The organism is Microvirga sp. VF16, assembly GCF_016864375.1.
GTDB lineage: Bacteria > Pseudomonadota > Alphaproteobacteria > Rhizobiales > Beijerinckiaceae > Microvirga.
In genome coordinates, this window is sequence record NZ_CP069355.1 from 703345 (window position 1) to 720219 (window position 16875).

The 16875-nt window shown below is 59.8% G+C and carries 12 protein-coding genes; 9 read left to right on the forward strand and 3 right to left on the reverse strand.

The annotated features are described in order from the left end of the window. Positions 1-1228 precede the first annotated feature (1228 nt). Positions 1229-2650, forward strand: coding sequence for an IS4 family transposase (locus tag JO965_RS28820; RefSeq protein ID WP_203444361.1), 1422 nt, complete (start codon positions 1229-1231; stop codon positions 2648-2650). Between the two features lie 9 nt (positions 2651-2659). Here JO965_RS28820 and JO965_RS28825 read toward each other — a convergent pair whose 3' ends face one another. Together JO965_RS28825 and JO965_RS28830 are read right to left on the reverse strand one after the other, a co-directional pair. Then, entirely contained in the window at positions 2660-2887 is a 228-nt protein-coding gene (locus JO965_RS28825) for a hypothetical protein (RefSeq protein WP_203444362.1), read from the reverse strand. A 66-nt stretch (positions 2888-2953) separates the two neighbouring features. Beyond that, positions 2954-4564 (reverse strand): transposase, encoded by a 1611-nt coding sequence (locus tag JO965_RS28830; RefSeq protein ID WP_203444363.1) that lies wholly within the window; start codon positions 4562-4564, stop codon positions 2954-2956. A 578-nt stretch (positions 4565-5142) separates the two neighbouring features. Between JO965_RS28830 and JO965_RS28835 the strand changes: the two genes are divergently transcribed. The 8 genes from JO965_RS28835 to JO965_RS28870 all read left to right on the forward strand — a co-directional run bounded on the left by JO965_RS28835 (position 5143) and on the right by JO965_RS28870 (position 15480). Continuing rightward, positions 5143-5340, forward strand: coding sequence for a type II toxin-antitoxin system VapB family antitoxin (locus JO965_RS28835; RefSeq protein ID WP_203444364.1), 198 nt, complete (start codon positions 5143-5145; stop codon positions 5338-5340). Continuing rightward, positions 5337-5705, forward strand: a complete 369-nt coding sequence (locus JO965_RS28840) for a type II toxin-antitoxin system VapC family toxin (protein ID WP_203444365.1) — start codon at positions 5337-5339, stop codon at positions 5703-5705. The genes JO965_RS28835 and JO965_RS28840 overlap by 4 nt, the downstream gene beginning before the upstream one ends. A gap of 13 nt (positions 5706-5718) precedes the next feature. Next, positions 5719-6612 carry a recombinase family protein gene (locus JO965_RS28845; RefSeq protein WP_203444366.1) on the forward strand — a complete coding sequence of 298 codons (894 nt, stop codon included), beginning with the start codon at positions 5719-5721 and terminating at the stop codon, positions 6610-6612. A gap of 3417 nt (positions 6613-10029) precedes the next feature. Further along, the gene (repA, locus tag JO965_RS28850) at positions 10030-11244 is read left to right on the forward strand and encodes a plasmid partitioning protein RepA (protein ID WP_203444367.1); all 1215 of its coding nucleotides are present in this window, start codon (positions 10030-10032) and stop codon (positions 11242-11244) included. Next, positions 11241-12284, forward strand: coding sequence for a plasmid partitioning protein RepB (repB, locus tag JO965_RS28855; RefSeq protein ID WP_203444368.1), 1044 nt, complete (start codon positions 11241-11243; stop codon positions 12282-12284). The genes repA and repB overlap by 4 nt, the downstream gene beginning before the upstream one ends. A 708-nt stretch (positions 12285-12992) precedes the next feature. Further along, the gene (locus JO965_RS28860; protein ID WP_203444369.1) at positions 12993-14603 is read left to right on the forward strand and encodes a transposase; all 1611 of its coding nucleotides are present in this window, start codon (positions 12993-12995) and stop codon (positions 14601-14603) included. A gap of 306 nt (positions 14604-14909) precedes the next feature. After that, positions 14910-15083 carry a hypothetical protein gene (locus JO965_RS28865; RefSeq protein ID WP_203444370.1) on the forward strand — a complete coding sequence of 58 codons (174 nt, stop codon included), beginning with the start codon at positions 14910-14912 and terminating at the stop codon, positions 15081-15083. After that, positions 15073-15480 (forward strand): type II toxin-antitoxin system death-on-curing family toxin, encoded by a 408-nt coding sequence (locus JO965_RS28870; protein WP_203444371.1) that lies wholly within the window; start codon positions 15073-15075, stop codon positions 15478-15480. Before JO965_RS28865 ends, JO965_RS28870 begins: the two co-directional genes overlap by 11 nt. A 487-nt stretch (positions 15481-15967) precedes the next feature. Here the strand turns inward: JO965_RS28870 and JO965_RS28875 are convergent, their stop codons facing one another. Next, on the reverse strand, positions 15968-16870 hold the full coding sequence (locus tag JO965_RS28875; protein WP_203444372.1) for a dihydrodipicolinate synthase family protein: 903 nt from the start codon (positions 16868-16870) through the stop codon (positions 15968-15970). Between the last annotated feature and the right edge of the window lie 5 nt (positions 16871-16875).

Below are 16875 nucleotides of genomic sequence, written 5' to 3' on the forward strand. Positions count from 1 at the left end.
CCTGGTGTCCTTCGCAAGGTGCGAGAGAACGCCTTCGAGATTGTTCCACTTCATTCTTCTGATCCCATTATGGAAGGGCGTTGATGCCGATTCCGGAAAGAAGCGAGAGCCTGCAGGGACCACTGCACCGATCGACGCGATGGATCTAAAGACGCTTGACTGGAACCAGCCGAATAAAGAAGGTATCCAGACCGACAAACACTTTGCTATTCTGCTGCATGGCTCGTCCCCTGTGCGGGAGGCTCGGCGCCGGCCCATCCGGCGCAACCCTCGCAATCGCACAGCTTGGGACGAGCCACCTCCGCCAGCAACGAACATACGGTCTGCCAATGTAAGGCGGCTTCGGGAATTCCCTTCCCCTGCTCCATGCCGGCTAAGGCGATGCACTGCTTGGCGTTTTCGCGCGATCAGAAGCGCCAATCAACTGCTGACCTGCCAGGCTTAGCCCACTCCAAAATTAGACAACGTTTGTAAGCCGGAATCTCACGCTAACGGCCCAGAGCCAACGAGAATCTCAGGTTAAGTGCCCAAACATTTGTCTTGCAGTACATGCTAAGCCACTGAAATTATTAGATCGTCTGTCTCGCGCCAAAATGCTCAGTGACACCGGCCCATCATGAGGACGGACTATGAAGCGTTCACGGTTTTCGGAAGGACAGATCATCGGGATCCTGCGGGAGCAGGAAGCTGGCGCCAAGGCAGCCGACCTGTGCCCCTGTCATTGACCTGAACGATTCCGTCTTCCAGAACACCCGCCGTGAGCCATTTGCGGATCAGGCGGAGGATACGCGGATCGCCGACGCGGTGCTCCACGAACCGGAGGAGCCATGCTTGGTCCACCGTGTCGAACGACAGCGTCAGTTGATACCCCCTTCCACAACCCGGCGGATCGGGATTCGATTGAGATCGAGGTCACTGATTCGCGGCACTCGCTCTTCGGCCGTCGGTTCCTGCTGGTCTCGGTGAGCGCGCGCCGGAGTGACGGCCACGCTCTCGTCGCTTATCCGTTAATTACCTCCTGCCCTACCTTCTCAGCACAGCAGAAGCGGCATCGATCTCAGCCAGGCTCCTCTCATCTAACTTCTCCGAACGTCGCGCATTCCCGAAAGCGTAAGTGGGGCAGATTACTTTCAATTACCCACATCTCCGGGGTGTCGGCCGCTCCAGCTTGCAAGACGTGGCTTGGGCGTGATTCCTTGTTGGGCACCCGTTCAGATGGAGGGGTGCCATGGATCCGATGCTCGAGGGTGCCGCGTGGCTCGATGAGGAATTGGCCGGATCGACCTTTGCCGATGCCCGGCTGCACCAGCGGCTGCGGCGGCTCCTGGAGCAGCTCGGCGGGGCGATGGGAGCAAGCCTGCCGCTGGCCTGCCAGGACTGGGCCGCCACCAAGGCCGCTTATCGCTTCTTCGACAACGATCGCGTCAGCGAGGCTCAGATCCTGGCCGGCCACTTCGCCGCAACCGCCAGCCGCCTGGCCGTGACTGAGGGGCCGATCCTCATCCTTCATGACACCACTGAGTTCGTCTATCACCGGGTCCGGCCCGAGCCGATCGGCCTGACCGGGCAATATCCCTGCCGTAACACCAGTTACGATCGCCGCCAGTTCTATAGCGTCTGCGGTCTTCTGATGCACTCAAGCCTCGGTGTCACGCCGGACGGGCTGCCGCTGGGACTGTGCGCGATCAAGTTCTGGACCCGCGCCAGCTTCAAAGGCACGAGCACCCTCAAGCGGCATATCAACCCGACGCGGGTGCCGATCGAGCAGAAAGAGAGCCTCCGTTGGCTCGAGAACATGCGCCAGGCATCCGTACTTGCTGCCGATCCGGCGCGGTGCATCCACATCGGCGATCGCGAGGGCGACATCTATGAGCTGTTCGTCACGGCGCACGAACTCGGCACGCACTTTCTCGTGCGCAGCAGCGTCGACCGGCGGGCGGATGACGGCACCCGAACGATCATCGCAGCCATGGACGAGGTGCCGGGCTTAGGCGAGCACTGGATCGAGGTGCGCGACGACAAGGGCAAGAGCAGCCGGGCCCACCTTACCATCAAGTACCAGCGCCTTCATGTGTTGCCGCCCCTCGCCAAGCAGAAGCGCTATCCTGCTCTCGAACTCACCGTGATCTGCACTGATGAGCGAGGGACGCCCGAGAACCGCCCGCCGATCCACTGGCGCCTCATTACTGATCTGCCCGTCACGTGCGTTGACGAGGCGGTCGAGAAGATCGGCTGGTACGCCCTGCGCTGGAAGATCGAGCTCTTTCACAAGATCCTGAAATCGGGCTGCCGCGCCGAGGATGCGAAACTCCGCTCGGCCGAGCGGCTGGTCAATCTGCTGGCGCTGTTCTGCATCCTGGCATGGCGGGTGTTCTGGCTGACGATGCTCAACCGGACGGCACCCACGGCATCCCCACGCCTGGTATTCACCCCGCTCGAGATCCGCCTGCTCGATCAGCTGGTCAAGGACAAGGCGTCGTCACCGGCGCCAACACTGTCCCACTATCTGACCAAGATCGCCCAGCTCGGCGGCTATCTCGCGCGCGCCAAGGATCCGCCGCCCGGCAGCATGGTCCTGTGGCGCGGCCTCTCGCGCCTCACCGATCTCGGGCTCGGCGCCTCCCTCGGCATGAGGCTTGTGGGTAATTGAAAGGGCAGATTAGGGGGCAAGGGATCCCTGCAGACCGGCCTTCGTGATCCAATCGATGGATGATCGTGCCGACTGGTAGTTCCGGCTCTCCACCTGAGCCGATGGGAACCCTCCCGGCCCTGACGTTTCCCCATAGCCGTAAGCGATCATCACAAACAGCACGGCGGCCAGGGCAACCACCAGCCCCATGAAGATGAGGACCATAGCAGTGCGGGTGGTGGGACTGTCCTCGTGCATGATGTGTCTCCTTGGGATGCTAGCGGATAACACCTGAACGTCAGCAGACCAGATTGCGGGCGGGCCTCAGGTCGCCCGAGCCACAAGAATGGCCAGCGGCGGGATCTTCGGCTGACCCGGGTTCAGGCCGAGCCGGTCCCCAAGATAGGTGAAGAACGACAGCCGGAGCTTGCGGCAGGTCTTCGAAAGCCCAAGCATCACATCCCGTGCGACACGGCCATCCACACTCATGGTGCCACCGGAGACCTTCCGCTTGATCACCCAGGCGCGCAGGTCGTTCTCGGAGGCATTGGTGTGCAGCGGGATCTCGGGCCGCGCGAGCACCCGCAGCAATTCGTTCTTCCTCCGCGCCAGACGGGCCAGCAATTCGTCGAGTTCCTTGTAGCCCGTGCGCTGGCCAAAGATCCGGTTGAACTGTCGCCTGAACGACGCCTCAGCGCCCGGTGCGGGGCTCTGCTTCCACAGCTTCAGACCGCGGTAAAAACACCAGATGGTCTCGCGCACCAATTCCACTGCCTTGGCCTGCTTCGGTGACGCCGGCATCAGCTTCTGCAGGTGGCGCTCCGCGTGGATCCAACACAGCGCGTGCTGGGCAATGCGGAACTGCCCGGCATCGTCGGAGACCACGACCGTGTTGTCCATCAGCCCGTGATGGCGGATCGCACCCCAGGTGGCGGCTTCGTTCAGCGTCTGCAGCAAGGGCCGATCGAAAATGTTGATCGAGCACCGTGCAAGATGCTCCAGCCAGTCCAGATCCGAGCGAAACACTTGGCCCTGGAGCTTGGTCAACCGGGCGACCACGGCAGCCTCGACCGGCTGCCGGCGCAGATAGTCGAGCGCGGCCTCGTTGACGACATAGTCCTCGCAATCACCTCGCAGCAGCGACAGGAAGTTCAAGCGCGATTTCGACCGCCCGGTGCGAAAGACGCAAAACCGCTCGCCGCCGATCTGGGTGGTGACACCCGGGCGGCGGGCATGCCGTGCACCGGTGTCGTCAACCGTGATGTACGGCGAGGAAGTCAGGCCCGTCTGCAGGACCGCGCGGTCCTCCTGTTCGAACAGCTCCAGATCGGTGGTCAGCAGACGCACCACCTCCCGCTTGGAGATCGACAGGCCGATGCCGTTCAGCAGATCGGTCAGGCGCTCGGTGGTGACCTGACCTTGCGTGTGCAGGGCGAGGCAGAACCGGCGCACGCCGGGCCCATACCCGCCAGTGACGCCAACTGGCAATGGCGCGATGATGGTCTGGCCTTCGGGCGTCACCCAGCGTTCCCGCTTGTAGCGCACGACCTCCGCGGTCAGGATTAGATCCCGCTGCACCACCGTCTTGTAGCCTTTGAAGCGCGAGCCAGGTGGCACCTCGACCTGCAGCGTGACCTCGCGGGTGACCCGATCCCGTTTGGCGCCGCGGCCTGGACGCCGTCCCGAACCCGTGGGCCGCGGCTCGGTGGCTTTCTCCATACCGGACGGTTTGAACGGCGGGCGTGGCGGCAGGTGCTTGAGCCTTGCGATCTCATCCTTCAGGGCCTGGTTGTCGCGGCGCAGGTTGCTGTTGTCGAGGCGCAGCTGCTCGACTTCTTGCTCCAGTCGATCGATCTTGCCGGCCAGATCCGAGACCAACTGGCGCAGGGCCGTCGAGGACAGAGGCTTGCTGGACCTACCGGGCGGCGATGTCATGCCGGGATTGAATCATGAATGCCCGTTTGGAGGAATCCCTGCCCCCCAAAATGCCCCGGTTACCGAAAGCTACGCTTCGTCCGGACGGCTAAGCTGTTGATATAGTTACCTGTGATTGCAGAAGATGTAGCTAAACAGGAATTGACTACGACGTGCCCTTAGAATGCGCGCTGTTTTGGCGGGCGGCATCATGAGCAGCTTCGTTTGGGATCTGCTCACGGAGGCTTGTGTCGGCCTCTCCTTGTCAGCCGAGGCGCTAAATCCCTTGTTTCTAAAGCATTTTCACCCGCTCTGGGGAAGCCTTTCACTCTCCAGCTGGTTAACAAAATGGCTTGAGAAACGTTTTCAAACGATCGGTTGCTCATGATAACTGAAAGTGTACAGAGGCGTTTTATGACAGGCCTATATTCCTTATATTCTCGTTCCCCATCCGGTAGCTGGGAGTTCGGTTGAACATCTCAACCACAGAAGACGTGGGTGAGGTAATTATCTGTTGAATCAAGCGCCAAGATCGTGAGGGCATTTCTGTCGACATCATTTGATGCTATATTAGATGCCCTAATGATGGAGGCACTGGCGTGAGGACAACGATTGCCCTGGACGACGAACTTGTCGCAAAGGCGCAGGCATTTACGGGCTTGCAGGAGAAATCGGCCCTGGTTCGCGAAGCATTGAAGGCTCTGATTGAGCGGGAGAGTGCCCGACGGCTCGCTCGCCTCGGCGGCACCGAGCCTGACCTTAAGCCTATTCCGCGCCGACGGACGGATGCTCAGTGATCATCGTCGATACCTCGGTGTGGATCGACCATCTGAAGAGCAGCGATCCCGTGTTGGCAGATCTCCTCGGAAAGGGGCGGGTACTGGCGCATTCCTTTGTCACAGGTGAGCTTGCCCTCGGCGGTCTTCGCCAGCGCAGGACCGTGCTTGAGTCCCTACGCGATCTGCCCCAGGCCACCGTTGCCAGCGATGATGAGGTCATGATGCTGATTGAGCGGGAGCAACTCTACGGACTTGGGATTGGCTTTGTCGATGCGCACCTTTTGGCAGCGGTGAGACTTACCCTTGGGGCCCTGCTCTGGACCCGGGATCGGCGGCTGCGGCAGGCAGCTATGCGCCTGGGACTTTCCGCAGACTTCACTTAACCAGCGAAGAACGATGGCCCCCTCCCCTTCCAGGAAGCGCCTGATTGGCTACGCCCGCGTGTCCACCGAGGATCAGGTGCACGATGCCCAACTCGATGAACTGCGCGCTGCCGGTTGTGCCGAGATCCACCAGGAGCATCGCTCCGGGGCAAATCGAGCTCGGCCGGTGCTGGCGCGGTTGCTGCGTGAGATCAGGCCGGGGGAGGTGTTGGTCGTCGTGCGCCTCGATCGCCTGGCCCGTTCGGTGAGCCACCTCCTTGAGGTGATCGAGATGCTGGAAGCTAGGAATGCCCATTTCCGCTCTCTCCGGGATCCGATCGACACCTCGACGCCGCAAGGCATGTTCTCGCTGCAGGTGCTCGGCGCAGTCGCGCAGCTGGAGCGCTCTCTCATTTCAGAGCGCACGAAGGCAGGGATCAAGGCTGCCAAGGCGCGAGGCAAGAAGCCGGGCAATCCGGGGATGCGTGAACGTCAGCCCGAGGCCATCCGCAAGATCGCCCTCGCCCGGGAGAGGGTCTACCTTGATGAGTTGATCGCGGGCGCGGATCAATGGATGCCGATGGTTCGGCGCATGCGCCCTCAGCACCCTTGGGAGGATGTTGTGCGCGTGCTCGCCGACAGCGGGCAAGCGTGGTCCGTGGCCCGGCTGCGCCGGGCGGTCGGCAAGCTCGTGTCGCAGCACATGGCGGACCCTACCCTTCTCCGCCCTGCTCCGCGCAAGAACCCTGAGGACCGTCTCATGACGCTGATTGCCGGCATCGCCATGACCGACCCGAGCCTCTCGCTGCGGGATATTGGCGCGCAGCTGGAGCGCATGCGGGAGCGGACCCCGCGCGGGGGCCTCACATGGTCAGCCTCCTCGGTGAAGAAGCAACTCGACCGAGCGCGCAAGGCTGGGCTGGCCTAGCCGGCGTCGCTGCAGCGTGTGGTCTAACCGCTCCAGTGGCCAGCAAAATTCACCGGGTAATCGAGGCCAAGAGGGTCGAGGATCGCCTGACTATTATCGACTGGGCAGAAAGGGAGCCACCGCGAGCGGGATGCTCAACTTAGCCTCCCCTCCCCACTCGTTGACATGGACCCGGCACTTCGATGCTCTCCGACATCAAGTGCATAGGTTGATGCTGTAAATAAAGTCGTCGAAAGCTATCCGGCTGCATCCGTAATGGTCCCCGTGGGTGGCGGACCAGATCACTCCGCGTCTGTAGCGGTAGGGCGCTCATTTGGTGAACAAAGGGGGCCGGGGAAAGGGCGATCATCTATTGGGGGACACTTCTGCTCCTCATAGCAGCATAGCTAATACGAGACGCGTTATCAGGTGCGCAGTCGAAGGTTTGTCGCGGCAAACTTTCTGGATAGCGTCTCTAATAGAACTCGATTAGCTTTACCCCTGCCCTACCCCGGCTCCGGGTCATCGGGTAGCAGAGCCGATTGCAGACTATCTGGATCTCGTGTCTGTCGTTGTCTGTCGCGACGTGATCAAGCGGCACTTGCACGGGACCATGAATCCAGAACGAGTTTCTGGAAAGTGGCTCGAAGCAAGTTTGTTTACGAAAGCGCGTTCAACAAGCTGCTCTCAAAATCCTCGTGGAGATGACGACTCGGCCCTCGTCGGATCAAGGAAGCTGAGACGCGCCAGGTGGAGATCGTTTCGCTTTTTGGCAGTCACGCCTTCAATCATGTGGACGTCGGGAAAACGAGTGGCTTCCAGAATGGCGTTCCGGCTTTACAAGCCCGGATTAATTGCCGCGATAGACGTCACATCCTTGGATTGTGAACACCTCGCCACCATCCTTCAGAAAGCGCGAACCATAAAAGTCTCGATCTCCGCTTACGTGGATCGCGGCATGCCGGGTTGGCCCTCAATCCGTACAATCGCCTAGGACCAGATATCGGGATCTGAGTGCTTATCCGGTCAAGACGAACATGTCCGCTGCGGTAAAGGAAGGCTTTCATGATCCTGGAACCTGCCTTCAGGCGTACTTAAGAGTGATGGCTTGGTTCGCTTGTCGAGATAGAGGTCAGATATGTAGGCGATGCGGACCATTAGACGAGATTGCAATTAGCCTTCAGTTACAATCTATCAGATAAGCAGGGCCCGCGCCACGCCACACGCACGAAGTTCGATGCTTGGACGAAAGTTTGCCGTAGCAAACTGCCAATGTTGTGCCACCTATTTGGGTTCGTGAGTGATGCTATTCGTGCGAACTGATCATCTAAATAAAAAATTGACCCCGAGAGTAAGCAACGAGCGTTGCGAGCGGGTTGGTCTTCCATCTGACCTTCTGACGTCGCTTCTCCACGGCAGACTCTTCTGAAGGCGGCGCAAGTTTGCCGCGGCAAACTTTTCAACCCATGTTACATGACTGACGTTACACCGATCAGGGCCGTTGCGTGGCCGAGGCCCTCGTGCGCTGATCAAATCCAACGTCCGATGGTGAGCTAAACACGATGGATCCGAAAAGAGGCGACGAAGACAAGCTTCCCGCGCAAACTCTTTGGACTCTGTTACTTTTGTGAAGGTTCGTCGCGCGGGCGGATTTGATCCTCGTCAAATAGGTTGGATTGAATTTTCGGCGGCCGGGGTAACCCATTCTTAGGGAGCCTATCGTCTTGGGACCGCCATATGCACACGGGTGCAGTTTAGCACTTGATGCTTCTGCGAGTTCGTCATTATTAATCGCTTTCGGGTAGTGACGAAAGTTTGCTGCGGCAAACTTTGGGAGATGAATTCCGGTCGCATTCCGTAGCTAGCTGCCTCATAGGTCGTTGCATAGAAATCGACATCTGACAGGTGCACGCCGGTAGCTTCGCGAAAATAGCAGGCCTTCTGTGCCATGCTCATATTTGTTCTGGCTGGGATAACATTGCCGCCAAATCGTGCGGAGATAACCAACATTTCACAGCCAGGATCAGCTCCCCCGATCGACAAACTCGGTGGAAGAATCGAGCCAGGGGACGAGGACAAGCTCCGTACCGCGATAAAGGGAAAGAAGGGCGAGGTGGCCTATCCTCAGGCCACGGAGGGAACTTGCTCACGGGCCTGCCGACAGGGACGAATCGGGACCGCGAAGTTCTCGTCCACTCGCTGGCAGTCGCCGAATGAGTCACGGCCCGTGCCCTTGCCTGCCTCGTCAGTTTGCCGCGGCAAACCCAAGCAGAAGGTACTAGCGGCTTCCTTGCTTCGTTCATCGACGATCGGGGTGATGACCGAGAGACCGGCTCCGGGAACGCTTTGATTGGAGCCGCCTCGAACCTCTGAAAATGAACGAGTGGGCTGTTGCCTCTCTCACCAGCGCTCGTCGCGAGGGGATGCAATAGCTGACAAACGAGGAAGGCCAACACGTCGGCGTTAAGCGCGCAGTTCCGGAAAAAAGCCTTGATGTCGAGCGCCAGCCGCAGGCCAGTCAGAACCCATCAGCGCAGCCATCTCAAGAAAAGCTCCAAACCTGATGTCGGGGGAGGGGGCGCCAGCCCTGACACCTTTAAATCTTTCCCTTGAGCAGCTTGAGACTGCACTGCGGTGTTCCTCAATAGGACCAGCGCTTAGAATGGACTGACCTGCGGACTACAATCGCCTTGCAGATCCTGTTCGACCGATGCACATGGAGTACCTCACTGAAGACTATGCAAGGGCGGCTCCAGTCGCTCACGGTCATTTGCCCATGGAGGAGGATGGGCTAAGCCGACGACGCTGTTCTCGTAGAGAGGCACGAACACAAGCATCGTGAACTTGCGCGCCGAGCTCCGCGAGAATTAGAATGTTTTGCAAGGAACGATTTTCGTCAGCTGGTTTCGTTGGGCCTCACCAGCGCTGAAGGGGCGTTATTCATGCAGGGCCTCTTCCGAACGCTGCTTGGCAGGAAGAATTCAATACCTGAGGAGTGGACGGTCGAGCTGGTCACAAATGTTATGTCCCATGTGATCAGTTGAAATCGCGAATGCATTCTCGCGAGTTCACTTTCGTACAATAATGATATGGACCGTTTACCCTAATCGCTGGATAATCCCACTACCCTTTACGAGTTCCATCTCGTGCGCGATCTCAAATTAGAGACCGAGACAGTTGCTCTCCTTTCCTGAAAACGTTCAGGCGGCCCTTGTACGGCTCATTCTTCAGGTCGCAAAACCGAGCGGCGTGACCTCACGCTCAACAGCCGCTGAAATTTGTCCTGGCAAACAAAGGAGTTTCAATCACTCTTGGCATTAACACTCTGTTAACACTAAAAGAATTGCTCCGGCAGCTCGAATCGGCGTAGCTTGCTATCTGCGGAAAAATGCGCAATCTGCTCTCAATTCCGCAGATGCGAACAAAGGGGAAAACAGCGTGCCTAGTACACAGAGCGCCGAGAGTTCAAAGCCGAGAGAACTTCGCACCGTCGTCCAGGCTCATGCCGCTGATCTCTCCAAGCAATTACAGCTCCATATTCAGAGCTCGTTTCCGCCCTCGTCTGAGAAGACGATCCGCAACTTTTCCCCGTCAGAGGTCGCTAAACTGTTAGGCATCCATGAGGGGTATCTTCGCCAGGTCGCTTCAGAGGGGAGGGGGCCTGTCCCTCTGACAGTGAATGGCCGCCGTTCTTATTCGGTTCAGGACATTCACGAGCTCCGGAAAGTCCTAGACCAAGGCTCGCGTGGCTCGCGTCGTTATCTTCCCCATCGGACTGAAAGCGAACACTTGCAGGTCATCTCAGTGATGAACTTCAAAGGTGGCAGCGGAAAGACGACAACGACCGCGCACCTAGCCCAATTTCTTGGCCTCCGCGGCTACCGTGTATTGGCCATCGACCTCGACCCGCAGGCAAGTTTGACAGCGCTGTTTGGCACTCAACCTGAACTTGACGTCGGGCCTAACGAAACGCTTTACGGTGCGCTCCGGTATGACAATGAGCGCCGGCCGATCTCCACGATCGTGCAGGCCTCTTACATTCCTGATCTCCATTTCATCCCAGGCAATCTGGAGCTCATGGAGTTCGAGCATGACACGCCTCGCGCGCTCATGACTCGCAAAGCCGGCGACACTCTTTTCTTCGCCCGCATCGGCCAAGCGCTCGCGGAGGTGCAGGATCTCTATGATGTGGTTGTGATCGACTGCCCGCCGCAGCTCGGCTACCTGACGCTCTCTGCGCTCAGCGCCGCGACGGGCGTGATTATCACCGTGCATCCGCAAATGCTTGACGTCATGTCGATGAATCAATTCCTCATCATGACGGGCGATCTTCTCGACGAAATTGGAAAGGCTGGCGGATCGGGCAGCTTTGATTTCATGAACTATCTCATCACTCGGTTCGAGCCTGGAGACGGACCACAGAACCAGATGGTCGCGTTCCTGCGATCCATCTTCGGATCAGCTGTGCTCAACCATCCGATGCTCAAGAGTACGGCGGTGTCAGACGCCGGCATCACGAACCAGACCTTATTTGAAGTAGACCGCCAGCAGTTCACTCGCGCGACATACGATCGCGCCATCGAGTCCGTCACGAGCGTAAATGCCGAAATTGAGGCGCTCATAAATAAGGCCTGGGGGAGGGCCGCAGCATGAGAAAGGGAATATTGATTGCAAGGTCCGCACCCGAAGACGCTCCGATTGAGCAGCCGGCCGGTGACGCCGAAGCCCGCTCTCCTAGAAACCGTCTGCGGCCGCTCCTAAATGCGCCAGGTCTGGTCACCGATTCGTCTGCGCGTCCTGTCGGTGCGCTGGGCCAATCGCTCAACGAGTTTCAGGCCAAGGCACAGCGCGCGGAAGAAATCGAGCAGAAGCTCGCGCAAGGGCAGACCGTTGTCGACCTCGATCCAACACTGATCGATCCCTCGTTTGTCTCCGATCGCTTGCCAAGTACCGATGAGGCCCAACAGCGTCTCGTCGAGGCAATCCGCGAGAACGGTCAGCACATCCCCATTCTCGTGCGGCCGCATCCTGAGAAGGAGGGCCGGTATCAGGTTGCATTCGGACACCGGCGCCTGCGAGCGGTAAAGGAACTCGGGCGCCAGGTTCGTGCGATTGTCCGTAATCTGACCGACGAAGAACTCGTCATTGCACAGGGCCAAGAAAACAACGAACGAGAGGACTTGTCGTTCATCGAGCGAGCGCTTTTTGCACATCATCTCGAACGCAAAGGCTTCAGCCGCCTAACGATCACAGCAGCGTTGTCGGTTCATAAGACGGACCTCTCGACGATGCTATCGATCGTTGCGCGAATTCCTTCGTCTCTGATCGACGCAATTGGCCCTGCTCCCAAGACCGGACGGCGCTCCTGGATGGTACTTGCAGATGCGCTGAAAGGAAAAGCGGAGATCAAGAAAGCGGAAACAGCCGCCGCATCTGACAGCCTCATGACGCTTGACAGTGATGCCCGCTTTGCCGCTGTCGCGAAGGCTCTCACTGTACCTAAAGCAGTAGGCGGTCCCATCACTGTTAAGGACTCTAAGGGCCGGCAATTCGCACGCGCTGAGCGCACCAGTTCCGCCACCGTGTTGAAGATCGACGAAAAGGTCGTTCCGGCATTTGGTCAGTATCTGCTCGACAGGCTACCAGAGCTTCTAGCGGCCTTCGAATTGCAGCGGGAAGGGACTGCCAGTTAACAGGAGCACGGTTTTCTGGGGGGATCTGGTCTGATTCTGGCTCAATCTTGCATTTTGATTCCGCTACAACTTCATACTCAGCGCCAGCGTAAACGGGAGGCGGATGTCAAGACGTTTAATTAGGCGGAGTTGGAGTAGTTGCGGGGCGCCGAGCGTGCTCCTGAGAGCGAACCTGCGCTTGCGAGGATAGGCTGGGACACTCTTGAGCGCTCCGTGGCGCAACTGCGTTTGGACATGACGCGGTCCACAGCTGATGGGCCATCTTGCGATTTGGGGCATGATCCCTGGCATGAGTTTCTGATCACCGCAGTCACCGCAACCTCTTGTACATTGATCGGGACATTTTAAACTGATCGTTTGAAGACGCCGCTTGAGCCGTTTTGACGGCCTCCAGCAGAGGGAACGGCCTCACCAGTGGCGGCGAAAACACCTTAAAAATTAATGTTTTGGCAGTTTCCTCTAGCAATGCGAGGCTTTCAGTGGCCTTCCTAATTAAGACGCTGATGAGCGGCCATCATCTATACCAGAACCACGCAGCGAACTGCCTCATACCACAGCGAAGCAAACTGCCACTTGAGTTCATTTGTATGCACGAAACGTTGCAATTACAAAGTGTTAGTGTAATGGGGATCTAGTTGCACTGGGGTAACTGGGGCATTTTGGGGGGCAGGGATTCCTCCAAACGGGCATTCATGATTCAATCCCGGCATGACATCGCCGCCCGGTAGGTCCAGCAAGCCTCTGTCCTCGACGGCCCTGCGCCAGTTGGTCTCGGATCTGGCCGGCAAGATCGATCGACTGGAGCAAGAAGTCGAGCAGCTGCGCCTCGACAACAGCAACCTGCGCCGCGACAACCAGGCCCTGAAGGATGAGATCGCAAGGCTCAAGCACCTGCCGCCACGCCCGCCGTTCAAACCGTCCGGTATGGAGAAAGCCACCGAGCCGCGGCCCACGGGTTCGGGACGGCGTCCAGGCCGCGGCGCCAAACGGGATCGGGTCACCCGCGAGGTCACGCTGCAGGTCGAGGTGCCACCTGGCTCGCGCTTCAAAGGCTACAAGACGGTGGTGCAGCGGGATCTAATCCTGACCGCGGAGGTCGTGCGCTACAAGCGGGAACGCTGGGTGACGCCCGAAGGCCAGACCATCATCGCGCCATTGCCAGTTGGCGTCACTGGCGGGTATGGGCCCGGCGTGCGCCGGTTCTGCCTCGCCCTGCACACGCAAGGTCAGGTCACCACCGAGCGCCTGACCGATCTGCTGAACGGCATCGGCCTGTCGATCTCCAAGCGGGAGGTGGTGCGTCTGCTGACCACCGATCTGGAGCTGTTCGAACAGGAGGACCGCGCGGTCCTGCAGACGGGCCTGACTTCCTCGCCGTACATCACGGTTGACGACACCGGTGCACGGCATGCCCGCCGCCCGGGTGTCACCACCCAGATCGGCGGCGAGCGCTTTTGCGTCTTCCGCACCAGCCGATCGAAATCGCGCCTGAACTTCCTGTCGCTGCTGCGGGCCGGTCATGAGGACTATGTCGTCAACGAGGCCGCGCTGGACTATCTGCGCGCACAATCTGTCGAGGCTGCCGTGGTCGCTCGGTTGTCCAAGCTCCAGGGCCAAGTGTTCCGCTCGGATCTGGAATGGCTGGAACAGTTGGCGCGGTGCTCAATCAACATCTTCGACCGGCCCTTGCTCCAGACGCTGAACGAAGCCGCCACCTGGGGGGCGATCCGGCATCACGGACTGATGGACAACACCGTCGTTGTCTCCGACGATGCCGGCCAGTTCCGCGTTGCCCAGCACGCCCTGTGCTGGGTTCACGCCGAGCGCCACCTGCAAAAGCTGATGCCGGCCTCGCCCAAGCAGGCCAAAGCGGTGGAATTGGTCCGCGAGACCATCTGGTGCTTCTATCGTAGCCTGAAGCTGTGGAAGCAGAGCCCCACAGCGGGCGCCGAGGCGTTATTCCGGCGCCAGTTCAACCGGATCTTTAATCAGCGCACGGGCTACAAGGAACTCGACGAACTGCTCGCCCGCCTGGCGCGGCGCAAGAGCGAACTGCTGCGGGTGCTTGAGCGTCCGGAAATCCCACTGCACACCAATGCGTCCGAGAACGATCTGCGGGCCTGGGTGACCAAGCGCAAGGTCTCCGGCGGCACGATGAGCGTGGATGGCCGACTGGCACGGGATGTGATGCTGGGGCTCTCGAAAACCTGCCGGAAGCTTGGACTGTCCTTCTTCGACTATCTCGGGGATCGACTTGGGCTGAATGGGGCTCAGCCAAAGATCCCACCCCTCGCCAATCTCGTAATCCGGTCCGCCTGAGGCCCCGGCCCCCCAAATTGCCCCGATTACGCACTGGGAGTAAGCGGGGCATTTGGAGCGAGGGGCCTCCTTTTAGAAATCCATCTGGCAGTCCAGGTGTGACTTCGCCTCTGGGGGGGTTGAACGGTGGCGTCAAGTTAGCTAGCGGCGGCGATAGGGGGATCTGTGACAGGTCAAAAGAGCTAAAGGCCACGCTTAGAAATGTTGGAGCTTGCTCGAAATTTGGCGAGACGGTACCAATATAGCGGTGTAACAACCCTGGAACCCCGTCTTGGCGTGGCGCTTTACCAGGCCGAGGAGACCCTAATGGCCGTTTCGAAGCGGAAAGAGACGTTCACAAAGGCTGCCCCGGCTGGAACGCCGAAGGGCAAGCTTGTCGCGCGTCCGCCGCGGCTGGTTCAGGGGGATGTGGATTACAATGAACTCATCAAAGAGTTCATGAAGCAGTATCCCAAGACCCGGGCCTATCTTGCCAAATAGGGTCGAGCCGCGCTGGCTCCCGCTGGAAGTCGTCGTCGCTCTCAACAGACAGGAAGTCGCCGAGACGGGCGAGCCCCACATCTTGCTCAGTGAGGGCGCCCTTGAGGCTGCGCTAATGAAGCCGCGGAACCTCTGGCATTACGAGGGCGACGACAACATGGTGGTCCTTGCCTCGTCGCTGCTGTTCGGGATCGCCCGTAATCACCCCTTCGCGCAGGGCAACAAGCGTACGGCCCTCGGTGCAGCGTTCCTGTTCCTAGCGGTCAACGGCTACCACCTGATCGCCCCGGATACGGAGAAGTTCGGCGCCATCATCGTTGACGTGCTGACCGGCGAAGTGTCAGAGCAGGACTTCGTCGAGATCCTAGCCGAGCACGGCGTCAACCCGATCGGGTAGTCGCGCAGCTCAGGCGGCGCGGGTATCGGGATCTCTCGTTGCCGGCCACCTGAGCTTCGACAATGCGGAGCGGGTGACTTGCGATGATGACTAGATCCGCCGCCTTTTGAGGGCCAAACAGATCTTCCCCGCGGTGGCTGCGAGGGCTCTTGAAGTCCCCATGCTCCAGCGATCAGCATTTGCAATCGCACCCGCCAAAGCCAGGAAGCCCAAGGACGAGGCCATCGTAACGGTGGACGCGCCGCCTGCAATCTCTGCACCAGGACATTAAAGCCGTCGCTCAAGCCTTTATAAGATCCAGGTGGGAGCACGAGGCTGGGAGCGAGAGCCCGAGCGGTCAAGAGACAGTTCCGTGAGGAGGCCCAGGCAGCCAGTGCTGTCCTTGACGAGCATCATATGCGCCTTCACCGTCCAAGTCAGCTCAGCCCCACTAGACTTTCAGGGCCGCACAGCCAGCCCATACCGCTCAAAGAGGATGCTTAACTGTTCATCGCTGCGTCAGCCCTGACAATGCATGCAGCGCTGCCGTCACCCGCACACGATCGGCGTCGGTGAGGGGCAGGATGGGCCGCGGCGGAAGGGCTTCGCACAATGAGAGGATGTTGGCGGCGGCATACACCACGCGGATGCTGCCGAACTTCTTGAACAAGTCCCACAACGGCTGGAAGTGGCTGTCGATGCGGCGCACCTCGGCCACATCTCCGGCCTGTGCAGCCCGAACCAGCCTGAGGGCGGGGTCCGGGAGCAGGCCGCCAATGACACTATACCAGGCGTCCGCGCCGGCAAGCAGCCCATCGGCCGCGCCCCAGTCGCCGCTGTAGCCGATGGCGAAGTCGCCAGGGCTGTCCTGCCGCAGACGGTCCAACTCCGCCTTGAACTCCATGTCCTTCGGCAGCGGCATCTTCACCGCCCTGATGTTCGGGACCGCAGCGAGGCGCACCAGGAGGGCATCGCTGAATGTGAAATGGGTCGTCCCGGGATTGTTGTAGATGCACAGCGGCAGGTCGGTGGCCGCCGCCACAGCGGCGAAGTGCTGGTAAGCCTCTTCCTCGGTCAGAGGCGTGTAGGAGACGGGCGCCAGCAGCAGCGCATCGGCGCCTTCGGATGCCGCATCCCGCGCCAGGGTCTCCGCCTCGTCCGTCCGCAGCGCCCCCACGCCGACGATGAGAGGGGTTCTGCCTCCGATGCTGCCGACCGCAGCCGCGATGGCCTGCCGCCGCTCCTCCCGGGTGAGATACATGTAGCCGCCGGTGCTGCCGAGCAGGCCGATCGAGTCGACCCTCGCCGCATGGAGCCGCTCCAGCAGGCGACCCAGGGCGTCCGTGTCGACCCTGCCGTTGGCGTCGGTCGGCGTGATCGGGAAGGCGGACAATCCTTGAAATGGTGTCATATGAG